The following is a 19,389-nucleotide window of genomic DNA, read 5'->3' on the forward strand; positions in this document are numbered from 1 at the left end:
GCCAAGATGATCTCTGCCAACACAAAGAAAAAGCCCCTGCCGATTCGGCAGGGGCTATGACATAACAACGCAACAGATCAGGTTTTATTCCGTCCTGGGGATCAGGCGGATGGCAAAAGAATCGGGGGTCGGCCAGTTGGCCGAGTTGCCCAGGGTGATGTACCAGTTGAGGCTGAGGTTGGCGAAGTCGTCGATGGGGCCGGGGGCCACCCAGGGATCAGCCGCCCACTGGGCCAGCAGCTCTGCCGAAACCGGCTTGGCGACGCCATCGGAAATGTAGGCTTTTTCCAGACCGTCAACAGGGTCAATGTAGGTGCCTTCCTGGGAGCGATAGGTCATCCAGGTGCCGTCGCAGACGCCGGCGACTTCGTCAAAAGTCCCCTGACAGTTGGCCATGAGAATGTTGTCGGTGTAGTACAGTTGATCGCTGTCCCAATACATGCCGTAGATGGTGATGGGGGCGCTGTTCCACAGGCCAAACAGGTTGTAGTGGTTATCTGAGATGCCGTTGGACTCGAAGCGGTCTTCAGCGGCCTGCAGGGCAAAGTCACCACGCTCGTTGGGATCGAAATAGCCGGGCTCGGGGTGATGCTTGTCAGGGGCGCCGAAGAGACCATGGGCGAAGAGAGCGACCATGTCCTTGTCGCGGGCTTCGCCGATGACGACCGGCTTGCCAGTGCTGGTGGTGATGGCGAGTCCGTCGCCGACAGTGGAAGGAATCCAGTTGCCGTTGGCGTCGACAAAGCCCAGCTCGATGGCGAAGTCGGTGAGATCCACGCCCGTCCAGTTGGAGAGTTTCTGCATCATGCTGTAGGTTTTAACCGAACCGTCATTGGTTACATTGAACTTGATAACGGTGGGCTGTGCGAGATTGTTCATGAGCGATTTAAAGCGTTTGCTCGACTGGAAGGGGTCGGAGCACTGCTTGATGGTGAAGTCATAGGGGTTATAGCCGGAAGTCATCACGCAGTTGGTGCCGTCCTGATCGTCGCCGTTGACAATGCTGATACCGGGGGCCTGGGAGTCACTCTCTTTCCAGCTGATGCCGCCGATGGTGGTGCTGAAGCTGGCGTCAGTGTAGATAAAGTTGACGTACGACTCATACAGAGTGTAGGGCCCCAGGTTGAGGTCGACGTCGGTGGTGTCCCAGGCCGTGATGGTGGCGGCCTGAGCCACGCCGGCGAAGGCCAGCAGGCTGAGTGTGGCGGTGAGTTTTTGCAGCAGTCTTTTGGGGTTTTTCATTTGCGTCCTTCCTTTCTCCATGTGCATTGGGCCAGAGGCATCCCCCCTGGCACGTTGTTGTTCTCCAGCGCCGGAAAGACAGATCCCGTCGCTGGAAACCTTCGATACACCCTCCAGGATGTCACTCCGAAACGTTGACGGAGTTTCGTTGGCTTCATAGCATCGGTTGTGCCAGCTTTTTTAATGAGAATTGGTGGGCCTTGATGAAGGAGGGTTTATTTAGAAAACATCATCGAAAGAACTGCTGGCGAACTCTGTTCGTGATGTGGCGGTCAGTACGCGGAAAATACAAAGGTTTTTCCTCAGGCGAAACCATTTTTCTAATGGGGAATCCGTGGGGGGTTTCTGGGGGTTTTCCCTTATATGACATTAATTACCGTTAAGTATTTAAGTGCGGGAGAAATGAGGGAATTGATGCTGGTGATTTCACCTTCAGTAGGGGGGAAACACCATTGATTTTTGTTAATTTTGGTATTTGCCCATGAATAAGTGGGGTGCACTGGCTGGCAAGTTGTCCGTCTGCTTGCGCCGGCATGTTGCCTCTGCTAGCATGCAGCGTCTTTACGTACTAATTGGGGAGATAGAGAATGAATGCTGATGAGAAGAGCCTGACGGAGCGCCTGATCGAGCTGGAAATACGCTATGCGCACCTGTCTGAGCAGGCGGAAGAACTCAATGACGAGGTGGTGCTGTGCCATCGGCGGCTGGACGGGCTGGAGCGAGAGAATCGCCGCCTGCAGGATGCCCTGAAGTCCCTGGCGCCCGACACCCCCGAATCGCCGGACGAATGAGTCGGATCGCCGGGCAGGATCTGCTGCTCATCCACCCGCCGGCAGCCAAACCGGCCGAGCCGCCTCTGGGTGTGGCCGCCCTGCTGGGACATCTACGCGGTCTCGGTTTCGCGGCGGCAGCGCTGGACGCCAATCTGGAGGCCTATCTCTACCTGCTCGAAACGTCCCGGCTGGAAGGCGCGCTGGGGTCATCGCCATCCCGTGCCCTGCAGCGGGCCGTGCGCCATGCCCGTGCTTCCCTCGACCTGCTGCGCTCACCGGAGGCGCTGCGGAGCTTTGCCCGCTACGGCACGGCGGTGCATCATCTCAATCAGGCCCTGTCGGTCTATGGGGGTGATGGTGGGCGGGAACGCCTGACCTTGGGGGATTACCAGCACGGGGAACTTTCCGAATTCTCTCCTGCCGACCTTGAGCGGGTGGCCGCGGGGGAGATATCTACCCTGTTCGCTCCCTACTTCCGTGAACAGGTGCTGCCGCAACTGGAAGTACAGCGGCCGCGCTGGGTCGCCCTCTCCGTCAACTACCGCCACCAGGTCCTGCCCGCCTTCGAATTGGCCGGGATGATCCGTCGTCACCTGCCGGACGTGGGCCTGGTGGGCGGCGGCGGCATGTTCACCTCCTGGAAGCCTTTTCTGCACAAGAGCGGGCAGCGTTTTTCCTGCTTCGACCATATCGGTTTCGGTCCTGGTGAATCGGTATTGAACACGCTGCTGGCCGGCAGCAGCCCCGCCGGCGCCTATGAGCTGGAAGACCCTGCCGCCATTGCCTTCACCCCGGATTACAGCTTCGCCCCCTTCTCCCAGTATCTGTCCCCCGTGCCGGTGCTCCCTTTGAGTGCGTCCCGTGGCTGCTACTGGCAGAAGTGCCTCTTTTGCCCCGAGGCCACCTCGCCGACCCATCCCTGGGCGACGGTGGAGGACGCCTCCTTCGTTCCCTGGCTGCTGGAACTGAGCGCTCGTTATAGCACGCCCTTTCTCCATTTTTCCGACAACGCCATGCCGCCGCGCCTGCTTAGAGCTATGGCTGCCCGGGCGGAAGAGATGTCTGCGCTGCGCTGGCACGGTTTTGTGCGTTTTGAAAAAGCGCTCCTTGACGCCGATCTCGTCCAAGCCCTGGCTGACGGTGGCTGCCGCCTGCTGCAGTTGGGACTGGAAAGCGGTTCCCAGGCCGTGCTCGACCGCCTGGGCAAGGGAACCCGCCTGGCCGACGTTTCGGCAATTCTGCGCAATCTGCAGCGCGCCGGTATCGCCACCTATGTTTACATCATGCTCGGCACCCCCGGTGAGACCGCAGCCGACGCCGAGGCGACCCTGGATTTTCTTGAAGAACACGCCGAAGCCGTGACCTTTCTCAACGCCGCCATCATGAATCTGCCCCGTCAGTCGGAGATACTGGACCGGCCCGCCGACTTCGGCATCGAAGGCTCCATGCTTCCCACGGACAGCGAGTCTCTGGGGCTTTACGAAACCTTTCAGTCCTCTTCCGGCTGGGGGCGTAAAGAGGCCCGGCGTTTTCTGCAACAGCGCCTGCTGGCTTCCCCGGCGGTACGGGCCATGGTCAACCGCGTTCCCCCGCTCTTTACCTCCAGTCATGCCTTCCTCTTTTGCTGAACGGCCATTGACAGGGCGTTTTTTTGGGTGTTAGTCTTAGCCGTTTAAGTTCCCCAAGACCCGACGAGGAGGAGAAAAGACCATGGATAAAAAGCTGGAGATGCTCCTCGATACGGTGAGAAAACTGATTCGCCGCGGGGCCTACCCCAATCTCACCAAGGTTATCGCCAAAACCCACCCCGTCGATATCGCTCACCTGTTCCGCTACCTCGACCTGAAGGAGCAGCGCATCCTCTTTAATCTTATCGAGGAGGCCGAGACGGCGGCCTACGTCCTTTCCGAACTTGATCACAGTGTTGGCGCCCAGCTGCTCGAGCAGATCGAACCGGAGGCGATCACCGAAGTTCTGCAGGAGATGCCCTACGATGACGCCGTCGACATCATCCGCAATATGCCCGAGGAACTGGCGGAAGAGATCCTCAACATCATGCAGGACGAACACTCGGAGGAGATCGAACAACTCCTGCGCTACGACGAGGATACGGCCGGCGGCATCATGTCGACGGAGATCTTCTCTCTCAACCAGGATCTCAGCGTCAAAAAGGCCGTCGAGTCGCTGCAGCAGGCCGAGGACGTGGAGATGGTTTTTTACCTCTACGTCACCGACGAGAACAACCATCTGGTCGGGGTGCTCTCCCTGCGCCAGTTGCTGACGGTGCCGCCGTCGACTCTGCTCAGGGACATCATGATCCGCGACGTCATCAGCGTGCGCACCGACATGGACCAGGAAGAGGTGGCCCTGCTGGTCGCCAAGTACAACATCCTGGCCATCCCCGTCGTCGATGACGGCAACAAGCTCATGGGTATCATCACCGTCGATGACGTAATCGATGTCATGCGGCAGGAGGCCACCGAGGATATCTACAAGATGGCCGGCGCCAGCGAGGAAGAGCTGCTGTACGGCTACAAGTCTTTCAAAATTGCCCGCCTGCGCCTGCCCTGGCTGGTGACCAACCTCTTCGGCGGCGTCATCACCGGCTATCTCATGTGGCGCTTCAAGGCCACCCTCGAACAGGTCATCGCCCTCATCTCCTTCATCCCGGTTATCACCGGCATGGGCGGTAACGTCGGCGGCCAGTCCGCCACCATCGTCGTGCGCGGCTTCGCCACCGGCCGCATCGATTTCTCGACCCTGCGTCAGGTCTTTTTCAAGGAACTGCGCGTGGGGGTCATCATGGGAGCTGTCTGTGGCCTGGTCGTCGGTCTGGTCGCTTTTATCTGGCACCACAATGTCTATCTGGGCCTGGTCGTCGGTCTGGCCATGGTCACCGCCATGACCGTGGCGGCCACCATGGGGGTAGTCGCTACCTCCTTCTTCAAGAAAATCGGCATCGACCCGGCCATCGCCTCCAGCCCCTTCGTGCAGACGGCCAACGACATCACCGGCATCCTGATTTATTTCGGCACCGCCACCATGTTTCTCCGGCATCTCGTTTAGGGCCACTGTTGCAGGCTTGTTGGCTGCCAGCTGTTAAGATATTTGCAGTGAGAAGGGTTCTGTAATCAATGGGAATCGCAGCGGACATCATTATCATCATTGTCGCCGGCCTGCTCGGGGCGTTGGTCGCCCACCGCCTGAAGCAGCCGTTGATGCTGGGATATATCCTGGCCGGCGTCCTGGTTGGCCCATTTACCGGTGGCGTCTCTGTGGGGGATGCCCATGACATCGAAAAACTGGCCGAGATCGGTGTCGCCCTGCTGCTCTTTGCCCTGGGGCTTGAGTTTTCGCTGAAGGAGCTGCGGCCTGTCCGCATGATCGCCCTGGTGGGGACGCCGATTCAGATCCTTTTGACCCTGGGTTTCGGCTTTCTCATCGGGCGCTGGTTTGGCTGGGACTGGATTCCCTCGTTGTGGCTGGGCGGCGTGGTCTCCTTTTCCAGCACCATGGTCATCCTCAAGACCCTGATGAACCAGGGGGTCATGGGGACCCTCTCCAGCCGCGTCATGATCGGTATCCTCATCGTGCAGGATCTGGCCGTAGTGCCGATGATGATCATGCTTCCCCAATTGAGCAATCCGGCCTCGGGGCTGCCGACTCTTGGTTTTGCCGCGATCAAGTCGGCGGTTTTCCTGGCCGTTATGCTGCTGTTGGGAACCAAGCTGCTGCCGAAACTACTGGCCATCATCGCCCGCTGGGACTCCCGGGAACTCTTCCTGCTCTCCATCACCGCCATCGGCCTCGGTATCGGCTACGCCACCTATCTGGCCGGTCTGTCCTTCGCCTTCGGCGCCTTCGTCGCCGGCATCGTGCTGAGCGAATCGGATTACGGCCACCAGGCCCTGAGCGACATCATCCCCCTGCGCGACCTCTTCGGCTTGCTCTTCTTCACCTCCGTCGGCATGCTGCTCAACCCGGTCTTTTTCATGGCCAACTGGCTCGAAGTGCTCACCCTCGTGTTATTGGTGGCCCTCGGCAAAGGGTTCATCATGGGCGTTTTGGCGCGGAGCTTTGGCTATGGCAACGTTATCCCGCTGGCGACGGGGCTGGGCATGTTCCAGATCGGCGAATTCTCCTTTCTGCTGGCCCAGGAAGGCTACGGCATCGGCGCGCTGAGTCTCGACCAGTACTCTCTCATTCTGGCCGCCACCATCATCAGCATGTTTATGACGCCTGTCGTCTCGGGACTGACCGCGCCTCTCTATGCCCTGCGTCAGCGCTTCGGCAGCAACGATACGCTGGAGGCCATCAATCTGCCGGTTGAGGAACTCAAGGACCACATCGTCGTCGTCGGAGGGGGACGGGTCGGTCAGCATGTGGCCCGGGTCCTGCGTCAGATCGAGGTTCCCTTCGTCATTGTGGAGGTCAACCATCGGCGCTTTGAAGAATGTAAAAGGGAGCGTTTCCCGGCAATTTTTGGTGATGCCAGTCAGAATATCGTTCTTGAGGCGGCCCGGATTCACAACGCCCAGCAGCTGCTCATCACGGCCCCGGCGGTGATTTCGGCCCAGACCATTGTCCGTCACGTGCGGCAGTTCCACCCGGATTTGAACATTGTCGTGCGCGCCGATGGGGAAGACCAGATGCGCTCTCTTTACGACGATGGCGTCTACATGGTCATTCTGCCGGAGCTGGAGGCGGGCCTGGAAATTGCCCGTCAGGCCCTTCTTCACCTGAAAATGCCCATCCCGGTAATTCAGCGTTATACCGACGCCATCCGCCGCGAACTCTACCACCCCCTCTCCGAAGGGCGTGACGACCATCAGGAGATCCGTCAGCTGCGGCGGGCCGGTGATCTGCTGGAGTTGAGCTGGGAACGCCTGTCCTCGGACAATTCCATGGTGGGCAAGAGCCTGCGGGAGCTGGAGATTAGGCAGCGCACCGGCGTCTCTATCGTGGGCGTCATCCGGCAGGGGGAATTTCTACCCAACCCGGAAGCTGATTTTCGTTTTGCCGAGGGCGATCTGATTGCGACCATCGGCAATACCGCCCAGCGACAGGCCTTCAATGCCGCCATGATGAAAAAGTCGATTCCGGCGGCCTGAGACGACCGTCCGAGGATTCATGCCTGATCGAAGGACGAAAATAATCGACAGCAGGGTTCTCAGGCTGCTGCTCGCCGCCGCCGGGCTCATCAGTACCGCTCTGGCCGTCGTCGGTATCTTTCTGCCCCTGTTGCCGACGGTGCCCTTGCTCCTGCTGGCCGCCGCCTGCTTTGCCCGCAGTTCTGAACGCTTTCACAACTGGCTCCTCGACCATCCCCACCTGGGACCCATGATCCGAGGCTATCTCGACGGCCAGGGCATCCCCCTGCGCGCCAAGATCACGGCCATCACCCTTATCTGGATCAGCATTCCCGTTTCTGTTTTCTTCCTTATTCCCCTTTTCTGGGTCAAAGTCTTCCTCATCGCCATTGGCCTTTGCGTCACCGTCTATCTGCTGCGCCTGCCGGTGTGCGAGGGTGGGGAAGAGTGATCCTCAGAATCAAAAGCCAGGCCGCTGGCCTTGGCCCCCTTTGCAAGTAGAAAAGAAAATCAATTTCAATTGGTGGCGCATAAAAAAGGGTGCCCGCCAGTATGCCCTGGATGCTTGCAGGGTCGGCGGGACGAACGGGCCTGGTGGACCAGGCGGTGGGCCATACGGTTTCGGCAGGTAGAGAAGCTGTGGGCCAACTGCAGGCTGCGGCGCGGGTCACCATAGATTTTCCAGAGGCGCTGGCAGCTGAAGGGGAGAGAGACCCAACCCATGAAGGCGGCCACATCCTTGAGGGGATAACCGAGAAAAACCCCAATTTCATGGGGAAATCCCCGGCCAGCCTGCAGGCGCGCCCCTAACTCGGCGAGAACGCTGTCTTTGTCCAAGGGGGCTTGGTAGCCAGCCCGGCGCAGCACGGCCATGACGTTGGGACGGGAGAGGAGGGCGGTGAAAGCCTCGTCCCGGTAAACCAGCAGGAGCAGGGACTCACCGCGGTCGATCATGACGCTGGGCGTAAGGCCGCTGTCGACCAGCAGGTTGTCACCATATTTTTTCCAGAGCAGATAGAGATTGCGGCCGCAGGGTTGCGGTCGGTTGACCACGTTGATGAGGTTGGCCGGCTTGACGCCGTCCAGGATTTCGGCGGTCTCCAGCGCCATGAACGCCGCGATGCAGGCGCGTTCATCAATGAAGAGGGGGGCCAGTTGGCCCCAGCCGAGCTGTTTTGAATCGTGAATGGCTGCTGCAGACATGAAATACCTCCATGCAATGAATTCTGTGCTGTGGGGAGCCGGCCACGACTTTGAGACTACGGCAATGGCAGTATTTGAGTCAAGATAAAAATGAAAACCGTTTTCAACAAAAGGAGTGGCTCTGCATTGATCGGGGTTTGATAAGGTGTGTTGCAGAAAATTCGCCGGGGAAAATGGACTTCGTGATGATCTTCCGGGATACCCTTGCACTGTTGCCGAAAAAGATTAGAGTTTTATGAACTGTAATTTTGCGAGAGGAGGAGAGGTTGAAATACGTCTTTTCCGGACTGTTCTGGATTGGGGTCTATCTGGCGCTGGTGATGGCGCCGCTGCTGGTGCTCCTGCTTGGTCCGATGCCTGCCGGCAGCGGTTTCTGGTGGGATTTATCCCTTGCCCTGGGCTTTGCCGGTACGGCCATGATGGGTACTCTTTTCGTGCAGACGGCCCGCTTTCGCCGACCCTCCGCTCCTTTTGGCATCGATATCGTCTACTATTTTCACCGGCAGAGTGCGTTGGCGGCCTTCCTGTTTATTCTGGCCCATCCTGTCGTACTGCTGTGGCGGGAGCCGCCCCTGTGGGCCTTCTTTCGCCCCGGCCTGGCACCCTGGCACTTCTGGGCAGGCGTGGCGTCTCTGCTGGCCCTCAGCCTGCTGCTGATCAGTTCCCTCTGGCGCAAACCGCTGAGTATCGATTACGATCGCTGGCGTCTGGGCCATGCGCTGCTGGCCGTCCTGGCTCTTGGTCTGGCCATTGGCCATATTGTGGGGGTTGGACATTACGCCGCCGCACCCTGGACCAAAGTTCTCTGGGGAGTGATCTCCCTTTCCTGTCTGCTGCTGCTGGTCACCGTGCGCATTATCAGGCCGGCCATGCTGCTGCGCCGTCCCTACCGGGTTACGGGCGTGAGCGCCGAGCGGGGAGAGGCCTGGACGCTGCAGGTCGTTCCCGCGGGGCACGACGGTTTCAGCTTCCTGCCCGGTCAGTTCGCCTGGATCACCCTCGGGGCTTCCCCTTTCGCGCTCAAAGAGCATCCCTTCTCCATCGCCTCCAGTTCTGAAAAGGCGGCCGAGCTCCACTTCACCATCAAGGAACTGGGGGACTTCACCAGCCGCATCAAGGAGGTCGAGGTCGGGACGCCGGTCTACGTGGATGGTCCCTATGGCTGTTTCAGCCTTGACCGGCAGCCGGCAAGCAGCTATGTCTTTGTCGCCGGCGGCATCGGCATCGCCCCTATCATGGGCATGCTGCGCACGCTGGCGGATCGAGGCGATCGCCGTCCGCTACTGCTGTTGTACGCCTATAATACCTGGGATCGTCTGACCTTCCGGGAAGAGCTGGAGGCATTGCGGGACCGCCTCAATCTCCGGCTTGTCTTTGTGTTGAACGATCCCCCGCCCGATTGGCAGGGGGAGGAGGGGCTGCTCACCAGGGATCTGCTTCTGCGCCATGTGCCGCAGCCCCTGACGGCAGCGGAGTATTTCATTTGCGGGCCGGTGGCGATGATCCACATCGCGGAAAAATATCTGCATGAATTGGGCGTCCCCCTGGGGCAGCTTCATTCCGAACTCTTCGATCTGGTCTGAGTCAGGTAAAGGAGGGCATCGATGCGACTTTTGCTGGCCAAGCTGCTGGCCTGGACGACGGGGGGGATCATTCTGATTCTGGCCGGGGTCTTCGCCCTGTCGCAGAACGGCTGATCTTTTCCTTTAGCCTCGTTTGCCGGGGACATTCTGTTTGATCTTCGCCGGGCTCCTGTCTATGATACGGGGACGCAGGGCTCGATCTTCGCGCTCTTTCGACGTACAAACCTCTTCTTTATTCGAAAAACGGCACCCTCTTTATGCAGATTCTGCGTAGCGAAGCGATCATTCTGCGCCATGTCGATTATGGTGAAGCGGACAGGATCGTGACCTTCTATACGCCCGAGCTGGGACTGCTCAAAGGTTTTGCCCGCAGCGCCCGTCGCAGCCGCAAGCGCTTTGGACCGGCTCTGGAGCCTTTTGCACAGGTGATGATGCACTGGAGCCCGCCGGGGCGCGGGCAGCTCCTGTCCCTGAAGGAGGCGGAACTGCTCGACCTTCACGCCGGCCTGCGTACAGATCTGTTGGCGCTGGCCTTGGCGGGATATGGCTGTGAGCTGGTGGAAGAGTTGCAGGGGGAAGAATCGGGGCACCCGCGGGTTTACGGGCTGCTGCGGGCTTTTCTGGGACATCTTGCCACTTCTGGAGGCTCGCCGGAGGCCCGGCTCCTCTTCGAGTTGAGGTTGCTGGAACTGGCCGGCTATATCCCGCATCTGCTGCACTGCTCCGAGTGCATGGAGACCTTGCGCACAGAGACCGTCTATTTTGAAGCCGCCCGCGGTGGGAGTCTCTGTGCCCTTTGCGAGGGAGGGCGTGGCAGCCTGAAGGTCAGTCTGCTGACGCTGGGAACCCTGTCCCGCATTCTGCGCGCCCCCCTGGAAAGTTTCGAGGGCTATCGCCTGAGCGAGCATACGCTGGTGCAGGCGGAGGCGATGCTCACCTCGGCCATTGGTCCCCATCTGCATCACCGGCTCAAGTCGCTGGTTTTTCTGCAGCAAGTCGGGGGTCGCAACGGCTGAAGCCTTGCACCGGAGCTCCTGTCGCATCTCGGAATTGCCCAGAAATTGCCTTGACAGGCTTGGGGCCAGGGGCTAAAATTCTGCTTTTTGAATTTGTATACAGTATACCTGTAAACAGGCCCTGAAGAGTGGGCGCCAACTGTTTTTACTGCCTGGAGGCATCGTGACTTTTCAAGATCTCATTCTTTCCCTGCAGAACTACTGGGCCAAGCAAGGCTGTATTATTCAGCAGCCCTACGACATGGAAAAAGGGGCTGGTACGTTCAACCCGGCCACTTTTCTGCGCGTACTGGGGCCCGAGCCCTGGAAGGTGGCTTACGTAGAGCCGTCCCGCCGTCCCACCGACGGCCGCTACGGTGAAAACCCCAATCGCCTGCAGCACTATTACCAGTTTCAGGTCATCATGAAGCCCTCGCCCCTGAATATTCAGGAGCTCTACCTCGATTCGCTCAAGAGCTTCGGCCTCAACCCTTCGCAGCACGACATCCGCTTCGTCGAGGACGACTGGGAATCACCGACGCTGGGCGCCTGGGGGCTGGGCTGGGAAGTGTGGCTCGACGGCATGGAAATCACGCAGTTTACCTACTTCCAGCAGGCCGGCGGTATCGATCTCAAACCCATTTCCGGTGAGATCACCTACGGCTGCGAGCGCATTGCCATGTACCTGCAGGGCGTGGACAACGTCTACGACCTTGAGTGGGTCAAGGGGGTCAAATACGGCGACGTCCATCACCAGAGCGAGGTGGAGTTCTCCACCTACAACTTTGAAGAGGCCGACGTCGACATGCTCCTCAATCTCTTCACCATGTACGAGAAGGAGTGTATCCGCCTGGCGCAGCGCGGGCTGGTGCTGCCGGCCTACGATTACGTCATGAAATGCTCCCACGCTTTCAATATGCTCGACGCCCGCGGTGCCATTTCGGTGACCGAACGCGCCTCCTATATCGGCCGGGTGCGCAATGTAGCGCGGCTCTGCGCCGAAGGTTACGTGGCCCAGAGAGAGAAGCTTGGCTTCCCGCTGCTGAAAAAATGATTTGCCGGGGCGCACCCCGCGTCCCGGTGTCCCCTTACCGGAGATACCATGTCTGCTGAACTTTTTCTTGAAATCGGTACCGAAGAGATCCCGGCCGGCTTTCTGCCGGCGGCCATGCGTGATATGGAACGCCTCATGCGCAAGGAGCTGGAGCATGCCCGCATCTCCTTCGGAACGATCCAGACCTTCGCTACCCCTCGTCGCCTGGCCATCGCCGTGGCTGACGTGGCTTCCGAGCAGCCCCGGCAGGAGCTGAGTCTCTCAGGTCCCTCCGTCAAGGTCGCTTTCGATGGCGACGGTAATCCGACCAAGGCAGCCCTTGGTTTTGCCCGCGCCAACGGCGTCGAGGTTGCCGACCTGCAGCAGGTGGAGACGGACAAGGGAGCCTATCTCTTTCTTACCAAAGTGGAGGAAGGCCGCCACACCGCCGATCTGCTGCCGGAGATGCTGCCCCGCCTGATCGCCAGCATCCCCTTCAAGAAGTCCATGCGCTGGAAGGATCTCGACATCCGCTTTGCCCGCCCCATGCACTGGATCGTCGCCCTTTATGACGGCGTCGTCGTCCCCTTCAGCTACGGCAACCTCGAGAGCGGCAATCTCTCCCGTGGCCACCGCTTCATGGCACCGGCGACCTTCCCCGTGCGTGATCTCGCCAGCTGGATTGACGAGTGCGAGCGCCATTTCGTCACTCCCGACCCCGCCAAGCGCCGCGACCTCATCGCCCGCGAGATCGAGCGCGTCGCCCATGCCGCCGGCGGCGAAGTCAATGCCGACGAGGCCCTGCTCGACGAGGTCTCTTACCTGGTGGAGGACGCTACCCCCATCATCGGCTCTTTCGAGGACAAATACCTGCAGCTTCCCCGCGAACTGCTGATCACCACCATGCGCGAGCATCAGCGCTACTTCACCCTGGTCGATAAACAGGGGAAGCTGCTGCCCCGTTTCATCACCATCTCCAATACCCGTCCGGAAGACCCGGCCGTGGTCGCCCGTGGCAACGAGCGGGTGCTGCGGGCCCGTCTTTCCGATGCCATGTTCTTCTGGACCGAAGACCAGAAGGTCAAACTGGAGACCCGTCTCGACGCTTTAAAGAACGTGGTTTATCAGGCCAAGCTCGGCACCAGCTACGAGAAGGTCATGCGTTTCCGCGAACTGGCCGCCATGCTGGCCGCCAAGCTGTCTCCCGCCGACAGCGCCCTGACGGACCGGGCCGCCCTGTTGGCCAAGTGCGACCTGGAGACGGGGATGGTCTACGAGTTCCCCGAGCTGCAAGGCATCATGGGCCGCGAGTACGCCCTTCTCGAAGGGGAGGACGCCCGCGTGGCCCGCGCCATCCATGAGCACTATCTCCCCGTTGAAGCCGGCGGCGCGCTCCCTACCGACCATCTGGGTGCTTTCGTCTCCATCGCCGACAAGATCGACACCATCTGCGGCTGCTTCGGCGTTGGTCTCATCCCCACCGGCTCTGCCGACCCCTATGCCCTGCGGCGTAGCGCCATCGGCGTCTTGTCCATCCTACTCGACCGCGGCTACCGTCTCTCCCTGGCCGAGCTGGTCGGCAAGGCCGTGGATCTGCTCGCCGCCAAGCTTACCCGCCCAGCCGACGAGGTGAAGAAGGACGTCCTGGAATTCATCCGCCTGCGCTTTTTCAACATGCTTACCGGCCAGGGTCAGCCTCAGGACGTGGTCGACGCCGTGCTGTCGGCCTCCTTTGACGATGTCATCGACGCCCAAGAGCGTGTCAAGGCGCTGGCTGCCCTCAAGGGAAGGGAAGATTTCGAGCCTCTGGCCGTGGCCTTCAAGCGCGTGGTCAACATTATCAAGGGGGGCGTGGACACCCCGGTGAACGCCGACCGCTTCGAGGCTGCCTGCGAAAAGACGCTGCATGACGAGGTGCAGGCTGCCGCCGCCCGTGTCGCCGCCGCCACCGAGGCGGGAGACTACGCCGCCGCCCTGCAGGCCATCGCCGCCCTGCGTGGGGCCGTGGACGACTTCTTCGAAGGGGTGATGGTCATGGCCGAGGATGAAAGCGTGCGAATAAACCGGCTGGCCCTGCTGACAGGGGTCGCCCGGCTCTTCGAAGACATTGCAGACTTTGCGAAGATAGCCGCCTAGGAAACTAGGCGGCTCTTTTATTTTCAGTAAAAAACGGTGCCGGAAGTGGCGCAATTGTTTATTTTTACTAACCTTTGAGGAGGAGTACCGATGGCTACGAAGTATGTTTATTTCTTCGGCGACGGCAAGGCCGAAGGAAAAGGGGACATGAAAAACCTACTGGGCGGTAAAGGGGCCAATCTGGCCGAAATGACCTCGATCGGTCTGCCGGTGCCGGCTGGTTTTACCCTCACCACCGAGGTGTGTACCGAGTTCTACAAGAACAACCGCCAGTACCCCGCCGAACTCAAAGGGCAGGTAGAAGAGAATCTACGCAAGGTCGAGACGCTCATGGGGAAGAAATTCGGCGACGCGAAGAACCCGCTGCTCGTCTCCGTGCGCTCCGGCGCCCGCGCCTCCATGCCCGGTATGATGGACACCGTCCTCAACCTCGGTCTTAACGGTCAGACTGTGCAGGGCATCATCGAACAGAGCGGCGACGCCCGTTTCGCGTACGACTCCTACCGCCGCTTTATCCAGATGTACTCGAACGTCGTTCTCAATCTTGACGGTGATGTCCTCGAACATATCCTCGAAAATATGAAAGAACAGCGCGGCGTCGAGCAGGACACCAAGTTGACCGCAGACGACCTCAAGGAAATGGTCGTCCTCTTTAAAAAGAAGGTCCGTGAAGAGCTGGGACGAGATTTCCCTGAAGATCCCCAGGAACAGCTGTGGGGCGCTATCGGCGCCGTCTTCGGTTCCTGGATGAACCCTCGCGCCATCACCTACCGCAAGCTCAACAGCATCCCCGCCGAGTGGGGGACCGCCGTCAACGTTCAGTCCATGGTCTATGGCAACATGGGCGACGACTGCGCCACGGGCGTGGCCTTCACCCGTAACCCCTCCACCGGCGAAAACGTCTTCTTCGGCGAGTTCCTGGTCAACGCCCAGGGTGAAGATGTCGTAGCCGGCATTCGTACGCCCCAGCCCATCAACAAGATCGGCGGCGACGGCACCCTCCCTTCCATGGAAGAGGTCATGCCCGTGTGCTACGACCAGCTCATGAAGGTGCAGCAGACCCTGGAGAAGCACTACCGCGACATGCAGGACATCGAGTTCACCATCGAGAAAGGCAAGCTCTACATGCTGCAGACCCGCAACGGCAAGCGCACCGCCCAGGCGGCGGTGAAGATCGCCGTCGACATGGTGCGGGAAGGGGTGCTCAGCGACAAGGAAGCGGTTCTGCGCGTGCAGCCCGAACAGCTCGATCAGCTGCTGCATCCCTCTCTTGATCCCAAGGCGCCCAAGAATGTTATCGCCAAAGGCCTGCCCGCTTCCCCCGGCGCCGCCAGCGGCGAGGTGGTCTTCTCGGCCGATGAGGCCGAAGAAGCGGCCAAGATCGGTCTCAAGGTCATTCTGGTGCGCGTGGAAACGAGCCCGGAAGATATTCACGGCATGCACGCCGCCCAGGGCATCCTCACCGCCCGCGGCGGCATGACCTCCCACGCCGCCGTCGTGGCGCGCGGCATGGGCAAGTGCTGCGTGGCCGGTTGCGGCGATATCAAGGTCGACTACAAGACCCAGCAGTTCGTCGCCCGCGACGGCGTCGTCCTCAAGAAGGGGGATGTCATCACCCTCGATGGCTCCACCGGTGAAGTGATGAAGGGCGAAGTTCCCACCGTTCAGCCTGAGCTGACCGGAGATTTCGGTGCCCTCATGGAGTGGGTCGATACCTTCCGCCGCCTCAAGGTGCGCACCAACGCCGATACGCCCAACGACTCCAGGGTGGCCCGCAACTTCGGCGCCGAGGGTATCGGTCTGTGCCGCACCGAGCACATGTTTTTCGAAGCCGAGCGCATCATGGCGGTGCGGGAGATGATTCTGTCCGAGGATATCGCTGGCCGCAAAGGCGCCCTGGCCAAAATTCTACCCATGCAGAAAGGGGACTTCCTCGGCATTTTCCGCGAGATGAAGGGGCTGCCGGTGACCATTCGCCTGCTTGATCCGCCCCTGCACGAGTTCCTTCCCCATACGGACAAGGACATTGATGAGCTGGCTGCCGTCATGAAGGTGCAGCCCCAGGTATTGCGCAACAAGGTTGATTTCCTGCACGAGTTCAACCCCATGCTCGGCCATCGCGGCTGCCGCCTGGGCATCACCTTCCCCGAGATTTACGACATGCAGGTGCAGGCCATCATGGAAGCGGCCTGTGAACTGGTCAAGGAAGAGGGCTTCGACATCGTTCCCGAGATCATGATTCCCCTGGTTGGCCACGTCAAGGAACTGTCCATCCTGCGGGCCAACGCTATTCGCATCGCCGACGAGGTCGTCGCCCGTTACGGCGTCAAGGTCGAGTACCTCATCGGCACCATGATCGAGCTGCCCCGCGCCGCCCTGACCGCCGATGAAATCGCCAAAGAGGCCGAGTTCTTCTCTTTCGGCACCAATGACCTCACCCAGACCACTTACGGTCTTTCCCGCGACGACGCCGGCAAGTTTCTGCCTTTCTATGTCGAGCGCGAGATCTACCCCAACGATCCTTTCGTCGCCCTCGATCAGAGCGGTGTCGGACAGTTGGTGGAGATGGGCTGCGTCAAAGGGCGCCAGACCCGCCCCAACATCAAGCTCGGCATTTGCGGCGAGCACGGTGGCGAGCCTTCCAGTGTCATCTTCTGCCATAAGATCGGTCTCGATTACGTTTCCTGTTCTCCTTTCCGCGTGCCCATTGCCCGCCTGGCAGCGGCGCATGCCGCCCTGATGGACGAGCAATAAGACTTTCAGTTTTCCAGTCCTATGTGATCCCCCGGGAAAGACTTTCCCGGGGGATTTTTTATCGCACCACGCTGCTTGCGTGCTGGTCGATATATGCTAAATTATCTGTCATGCCGATGGTTTAACCGGTTTTTTTATTCATGACGACGAAAGGATTTTTTATGACTCCACGTTTTGCCCCTGGGCGCGACGGCGCCTGGAATCCCTATCTGGCCGGAGCCCTTTCCGGGCTGGTCTCCGTCTTCTCTGTGTGGATCGCTGGAAAATATCTCGGTGCTTCCACCACCTTTGTCCGCGCCGCCGGCATGGTCGAAAAGGTCTTCTCGCCGGAACGCGTGGAGAAAATGGACTACTTTATCAAGACCGCACCCAAGATCGACTGGCAGTGGATGTTTGTGGTCGGTATCTTCATCGGTGCCCTCATTGCTTCCGTCACCGGTCGCACCTTCCGTCTGCAGGGCCTGCCCGATATGTGGCGCCAGCGTTTCGGTAGTGCCAGTTACGGCAGGCGTGCCCTCTTTGCTTTCAGCGGTGGCGCCGTGGCCATGTTCGGAGCGCGTCTTGCCGATGGCTGACCGAGCGGTCATGGGCTGAGCGGTTCGCTCCAGCTGGCTGTTAGCGGTCTTCTTTCTCTCGCCTGCTTTTTCATCGGCGGCATTATCGTCGCCCGCCTCATCTATGGGAGGAAGTCCTCATGAATATGCTGATCTATGGGCTGCTCACGGGTGTGGCCTTCGGTTTTATCCTGCAGAAAGGCGGCGTACTGCGTTACGACAAGCAGCTCGGCGTGCTGCGCCTCATCGACATGACCATTATCAAATTCATGCTGACCAGCGTTCTCGTCGGTATGGTCGGTATCTACCTGCTGGTCGATCTGGAGCTGGCCAAGCTCAGTCTCAAAACGACGATTCTTGGCGGCAATATCATCGGCGGACTCATTTTCGGTATCGGCTGGGGTCTGCTGGGCTACTGCCCCGGCACCTCTGCCGGGGCCCTGGGTGAAGGACGTTGGGACGCCCTCTACGGCATCCTCGGTATGGTGGCCGGCGCCGCCGTCTACGCCGAAGCCTTTCCCCTGATGAAGCGCACCGTGCTCACCTGGGGTAACCTGGGCAAAATCACTATTCCGCAGGTGCTGGGTGTCAATCACTGGCCGGTGATCCTGGTCTTTGTCGTTGGGGCGGTTTTGCTTTTTCGGTTTTTTGAGAAGAAGGGGTTGTGAGAGACCGGCGGGTTGCGCCCCGCCGGACGCCTTACTTTTTGTCCAAGCCCACAAAAAGTAAGCAAAAAAGGGCTTTTTTATTGCTGGCGCCGGATTTTGGTGGTTTTGTTGAAATGGAGCCAGCTTAAGAGGTTCTTTACTTCGTAGCACGAAAAGGCAAGGGCCCCGGCTCACTGCGTTCACACGGGGTAACTTGTTCCTGCCGTGTGTCACCTGTCCCGGTCTGCCGGGCACTGCCTGTTGGTCTTTTTGATCGTTTAAGTTGTTCTGAGTTTACTCCCCCTGGGTTTGCTGAGGTGTATGCTTCCTTTTATTTTGCTATGCTGTCAGCTCAGGTCGACAATCCCGGAGGACATATAAATATGAAAATTGTGGTTCTTGACGGTTATACGCTGAATCCCGGCGATTTGAGCTGGGATTCTCTTCAGGCGCTGGGTGAGTGTGCCATTTATGAACGCACCCCGGCCCCGCAAGTGGTGGAGCGCTGCCGGGGCGCCGAGGCCGTACTCACCAATAAGGTGGTCTTTTCCGCCGAGGTGCTCGATCAGTTGCCCGAGCTGCGCTATATCGGCGTCACTGCCACCGGCTACAACGTGGTGGCGCTGGAAGAAGTGCGTCGTCGGGGCATCACCGTGACCAACGTGCCCGGCTACAGCACGGCTTCAGTGGCGCAGATGGTCTTCGCCCTGGTGCTGGAACTGACCCAGCAGGTCGGCCATCACGACCATCTGGTCCGGCAGGGGCGCTGGTCGGCCAGCCCCGACTTCTGTTTCTGGGATCGTTCCCTGACCGAGCTCGACGGCCGCACCATGGGTATTGTGGGCTACGGCCAGATCGGTCGGGCGGTGAGCCGCATCGCCGGCGCTTTCGGTATGAGAGTCCTGGTCCATACCGCCCATCCAGAGAAGTATGGCGAGAGCGAAGAGGTGACCTTTGTCGAGCTTCCTGAGCTCTTTGCCCGTGCCGACGTCATCAGCCTGCATTGTCCGCTCACCCCGCAGACCGAGGGGCTGGTGGATGAAACGCGGCTGGCCACCATGAAGAAGACGGCTCTGCTTATCAATACGGGACGGGGGCCGCTGGTTGACGAGGCCGCCCTGGCTGCTGCCCTGAACAGCGGCAGGATCGCCGGCGCCGGCCTCGATGTCCTCGGCAGCGAGCCGCCTTCACCCGACAACCCCCTGCTGACGGCGAAGAACTGCTTCATCACCCCGCATATCGCCTGGGCCACTCAGGAGGCCCGCCAGCGCCTCCTCGATATTACCGTCGCCAATCTCGCGGCCTACCAGCGCGGGGAAGCCGCCAACGTGGTGAGCTGAAACCATTCCCCCGCTTCACCTTGACAGCTGCCGGTGCTG

The 19,389-nt window shown here is 59.9% G+C and carries 15 protein-coding genes; 13 read left to right on the forward strand and 2 right to left on the reverse strand.

Going from position 1 to position 19,389, the window contains the following annotated elements; all coding sequences use genetic code 11:
- Positions 1–84: 84 nt before the first annotated feature.
- Entirely contained in the window at positions 85–1,242 is a 1,158-nt protein-coding gene (locus tag AOP6_RS03370) for a choice-of-anchor F family protein (protein ID WP_213194739.1), read from the reverse strand.
- A gap of 587 nt (positions 1,243–1,829) precedes the next feature.
- Between AOP6_RS03370 and AOP6_RS03375 the strand changes: the two genes are divergently transcribed.
- The 5 genes from AOP6_RS03375 to AOP6_RS03395 all read left to right on the forward strand — a co-directional run bounded on the left by AOP6_RS03375 (position 1,830) and on the right by AOP6_RS03395 (position 7,556).
- Positions 1,830–2,033 (forward strand): SlyX family protein, encoded by a 204-nt coding sequence (locus AOP6_RS03375; protein WP_155875221.1) that lies wholly within the window; start codon positions 1,830–1,832, stop codon positions 2,031–2,033.
- Positions 2,030–3,643, forward strand: coding sequence for a radical SAM protein (locus AOP6_RS03380; protein WP_155875222.1), 1,614 nt, complete (start codon positions 2,030–2,032; stop codon positions 3,641–3,643). Before AOP6_RS03375 ends, AOP6_RS03380 begins: the two co-directional genes overlap by 4 nt.
- An 82-nt stretch (positions 3,644–3,725) precedes the next feature.
- Positions 3,726–5,081, forward strand: coding sequence for a magnesium transporter (gene mgtE, locus AOP6_RS03385; protein ID WP_155875223.1), 1,356 nt, complete (start codon positions 3,726–3,728; stop codon positions 5,079–5,081).
- A 68-nt stretch (positions 5,082–5,149) separates the two neighbouring features.
- Positions 5,150–7,126 carry a cation:proton antiporter gene (locus AOP6_RS03390; RefSeq protein WP_155875224.1) on the forward strand — a complete coding sequence of 659 codons (1,977 nt, stop codon included), beginning with the start codon at positions 5,150–5,152 and terminating at the stop codon, positions 7,124–7,126.
- A 19-nt stretch (positions 7,127–7,145) separates the two neighbouring features.
- Complete coding sequence (locus AOP6_RS03395; protein WP_155875225.1) at positions 7,146–7,556, forward strand: YbaN family protein; 411 nt, start codon at positions 7,146–7,148, stop codon at positions 7,554–7,556.
- A 65-nt stretch (positions 7,557–7,621) separates the two neighbouring features.
- Here AOP6_RS03395 and AOP6_RS03400 read toward each other — a convergent pair whose 3' ends face one another.
- Positions 7,622–8,308, reverse strand: a complete 687-nt coding sequence (locus AOP6_RS03400) for a DUF3793 family protein (protein ID WP_155875226.1) — start codon at positions 8,306–8,308, stop codon at positions 7,622–7,624.
- 266 nt (positions 8,309–8,574) lie between these two features.
- Here AOP6_RS03400 and AOP6_RS03405 point away from each other — a divergent pair, with 266 nt between their 5' ends.
- The 8 genes from AOP6_RS03405 to AOP6_RS03440 all read left to right on the forward strand — a co-directional run bounded on the left by AOP6_RS03405 (position 8,575) and on the right by AOP6_RS03440 (position 19,350).
- Complete coding sequence (locus tag AOP6_RS03405; protein ID WP_213194740.1) at positions 8,575–9,891, forward strand: ferric reductase-like transmembrane domain-containing protein; 1,317 nt, start codon at positions 8,575–8,577, stop codon at positions 9,889–9,891.
- Between the two features lie 257 nt (positions 9,892–10,148).
- A complete protein-coding gene (gene recO, locus AOP6_RS03410; protein ID WP_155875227.1) occupies positions 10,149–10,907 on the forward strand; it encodes a DNA repair protein RecO in 759 nt (252 codons plus the stop codon).
- 163 nt (positions 10,908–11,070) lie between these two features.
- A complete protein-coding gene (gene glyQ / locus AOP6_RS03415) occupies positions 11,071–11,940 on the forward strand; it encodes a glycine--tRNA ligase subunit alpha (RefSeq protein WP_155875228.1) in 870 nt (289 codons plus the stop codon).
- Positions 11,941–11,988: 48 nt separating this feature from the next.
- Positions 11,989–14,055: a glycine--tRNA ligase subunit beta gene (gene glyS / locus AOP6_RS03420; protein ID WP_155875229.1), complete on the forward strand. Its 2,067-nt coding sequence runs from the start codon at positions 11,989–11,991 to the stop codon at positions 14,053–14,055.
- A gap of 90 nt (positions 14,056–14,145) precedes the next feature.
- Positions 14,146–16,809 (forward strand): pyruvate, phosphate dikinase, encoded by a 2,664-nt coding sequence (gene ppdK / locus AOP6_RS03425; RefSeq protein WP_155875230.1) that lies wholly within the window; start codon positions 14,146–14,148, stop codon positions 16,807–16,809.
- Positions 16,810–16,970: 161 nt separating this feature from the next.
- Positions 16,971–17,507 (forward strand): YeeE/YedE thiosulfate transporter family protein, encoded by a 537-nt coding sequence (locus AOP6_RS03430; protein ID WP_155875231.1) that lies wholly within the window; start codon positions 16,971–16,973, stop codon positions 17,505–17,507.
- On the forward strand, positions 17,504–18,031 hold the full coding sequence (locus AOP6_RS03435; RefSeq protein WP_155875232.1) for a DUF6691 family protein: 528 nt from the start codon (positions 17,504–17,506) through the stop codon (positions 18,029–18,031). Before AOP6_RS03430 ends, AOP6_RS03435 begins: the two co-directional genes overlap by 4 nt.
- Before the next feature lie 362 nt (positions 18,032–18,393).
- The gene (locus tag AOP6_RS03440; RefSeq protein ID WP_155875233.1) at positions 18,394–19,350 is read left to right on the forward strand and encodes a D-2-hydroxyacid dehydrogenase; all 957 of its coding nucleotides are present in this window, start codon (positions 18,394–18,396) and stop codon (positions 19,348–19,350) included.
- The last annotated feature ends 39 nt before the right edge of the window (positions 19,351–19,389 follow it).

Source organism: Desulfuromonas sp. AOP6, assembly GCF_009731355.2.
In the GTDB taxonomy this organism is placed as follows: Bacteria; Desulfobacterota; Desulfuromonadia; order Desulfuromonadales; family SZUA-540; genus SZUA-540.

What these genes read in the sequence shown, in the direction of transcription:
- AOP6_RS03370 (WP_213194739.1), bottom strand. Translation starts at nt 1,242, where the DNA reads ATGAAAAACCCCAAAAGACTGCTGCAAAAACTCACCGCCACACTCAGC.
- AOP6_RS03375 (WP_155875221.1), top strand. Translation starts at nt 1,830, where the DNA reads ATGAATGCTGATGAGAAGAGCCTGACGGAGCGCCTGATCGAGCTGGAA.
- AOP6_RS03380 (WP_155875222.1), top strand. Translation starts at nt 2,030, where the DNA reads ATGAGTCGGATCGCCGGGCAGGATCTGCTGCTCATCCACCCGCCGGCA.
- mgtE (WP_155875223.1), top strand. Translation starts at nt 3,726, where the DNA reads ATGGATAAAAAGCTGGAGATGCTCCTCGATACGGTGAGAAAACTGATT.
- AOP6_RS03390 (WP_155875224.1), top strand. Translation starts at nt 5,150, where the DNA reads ATGGGAATCGCAGCGGACATCATTATCATCATTGTCGCCGGCCTGCTC.
- AOP6_RS03395 (WP_155875225.1), top strand. Translation starts at nt 7,146, where the DNA reads ATGCCTGATCGAAGGACGAAAATAATCGACAGCAGGGTTCTCAGGCTG.
- AOP6_RS03400 (WP_155875226.1), bottom strand. Translation starts at nt 8,308, where the DNA reads ATGTCTGCAGCAGCCATTCACGATTCAAAACAGCTCGGCTGGGGCCAA.
- recO (WP_155875227.1), top strand. Translation starts at nt 10,149, where the DNA reads ATGCAGATTCTGCGTAGCGAAGCGATCATTCTGCGCCATGTCGATTAT.
- glyS (WP_155875229.1), top strand. Translation starts at nt 11,989, where the DNA reads ATGTCTGCTGAACTTTTTCTTGAAATCGGTACCGAAGAGATCCCGGCC.
- ppdK (WP_155875230.1), top strand. Translation starts at nt 14,146, where the DNA reads ATGGCTACGAAGTATGTTTATTTCTTCGGCGACGGCAAGGCCGAAGGA.
- AOP6_RS03435 (WP_155875232.1), top strand. Translation starts at nt 17,504, where the DNA reads ATGAATATGCTGATCTATGGGCTGCTCACGGGTGTGGCCTTCGGTTTT.
- AOP6_RS03440 (WP_155875233.1), top strand. Translation starts at nt 18,394, where the DNA reads ATGAAAATTGTGGTTCTTGACGGTTATACGCTGAATCCCGGCGATTTG.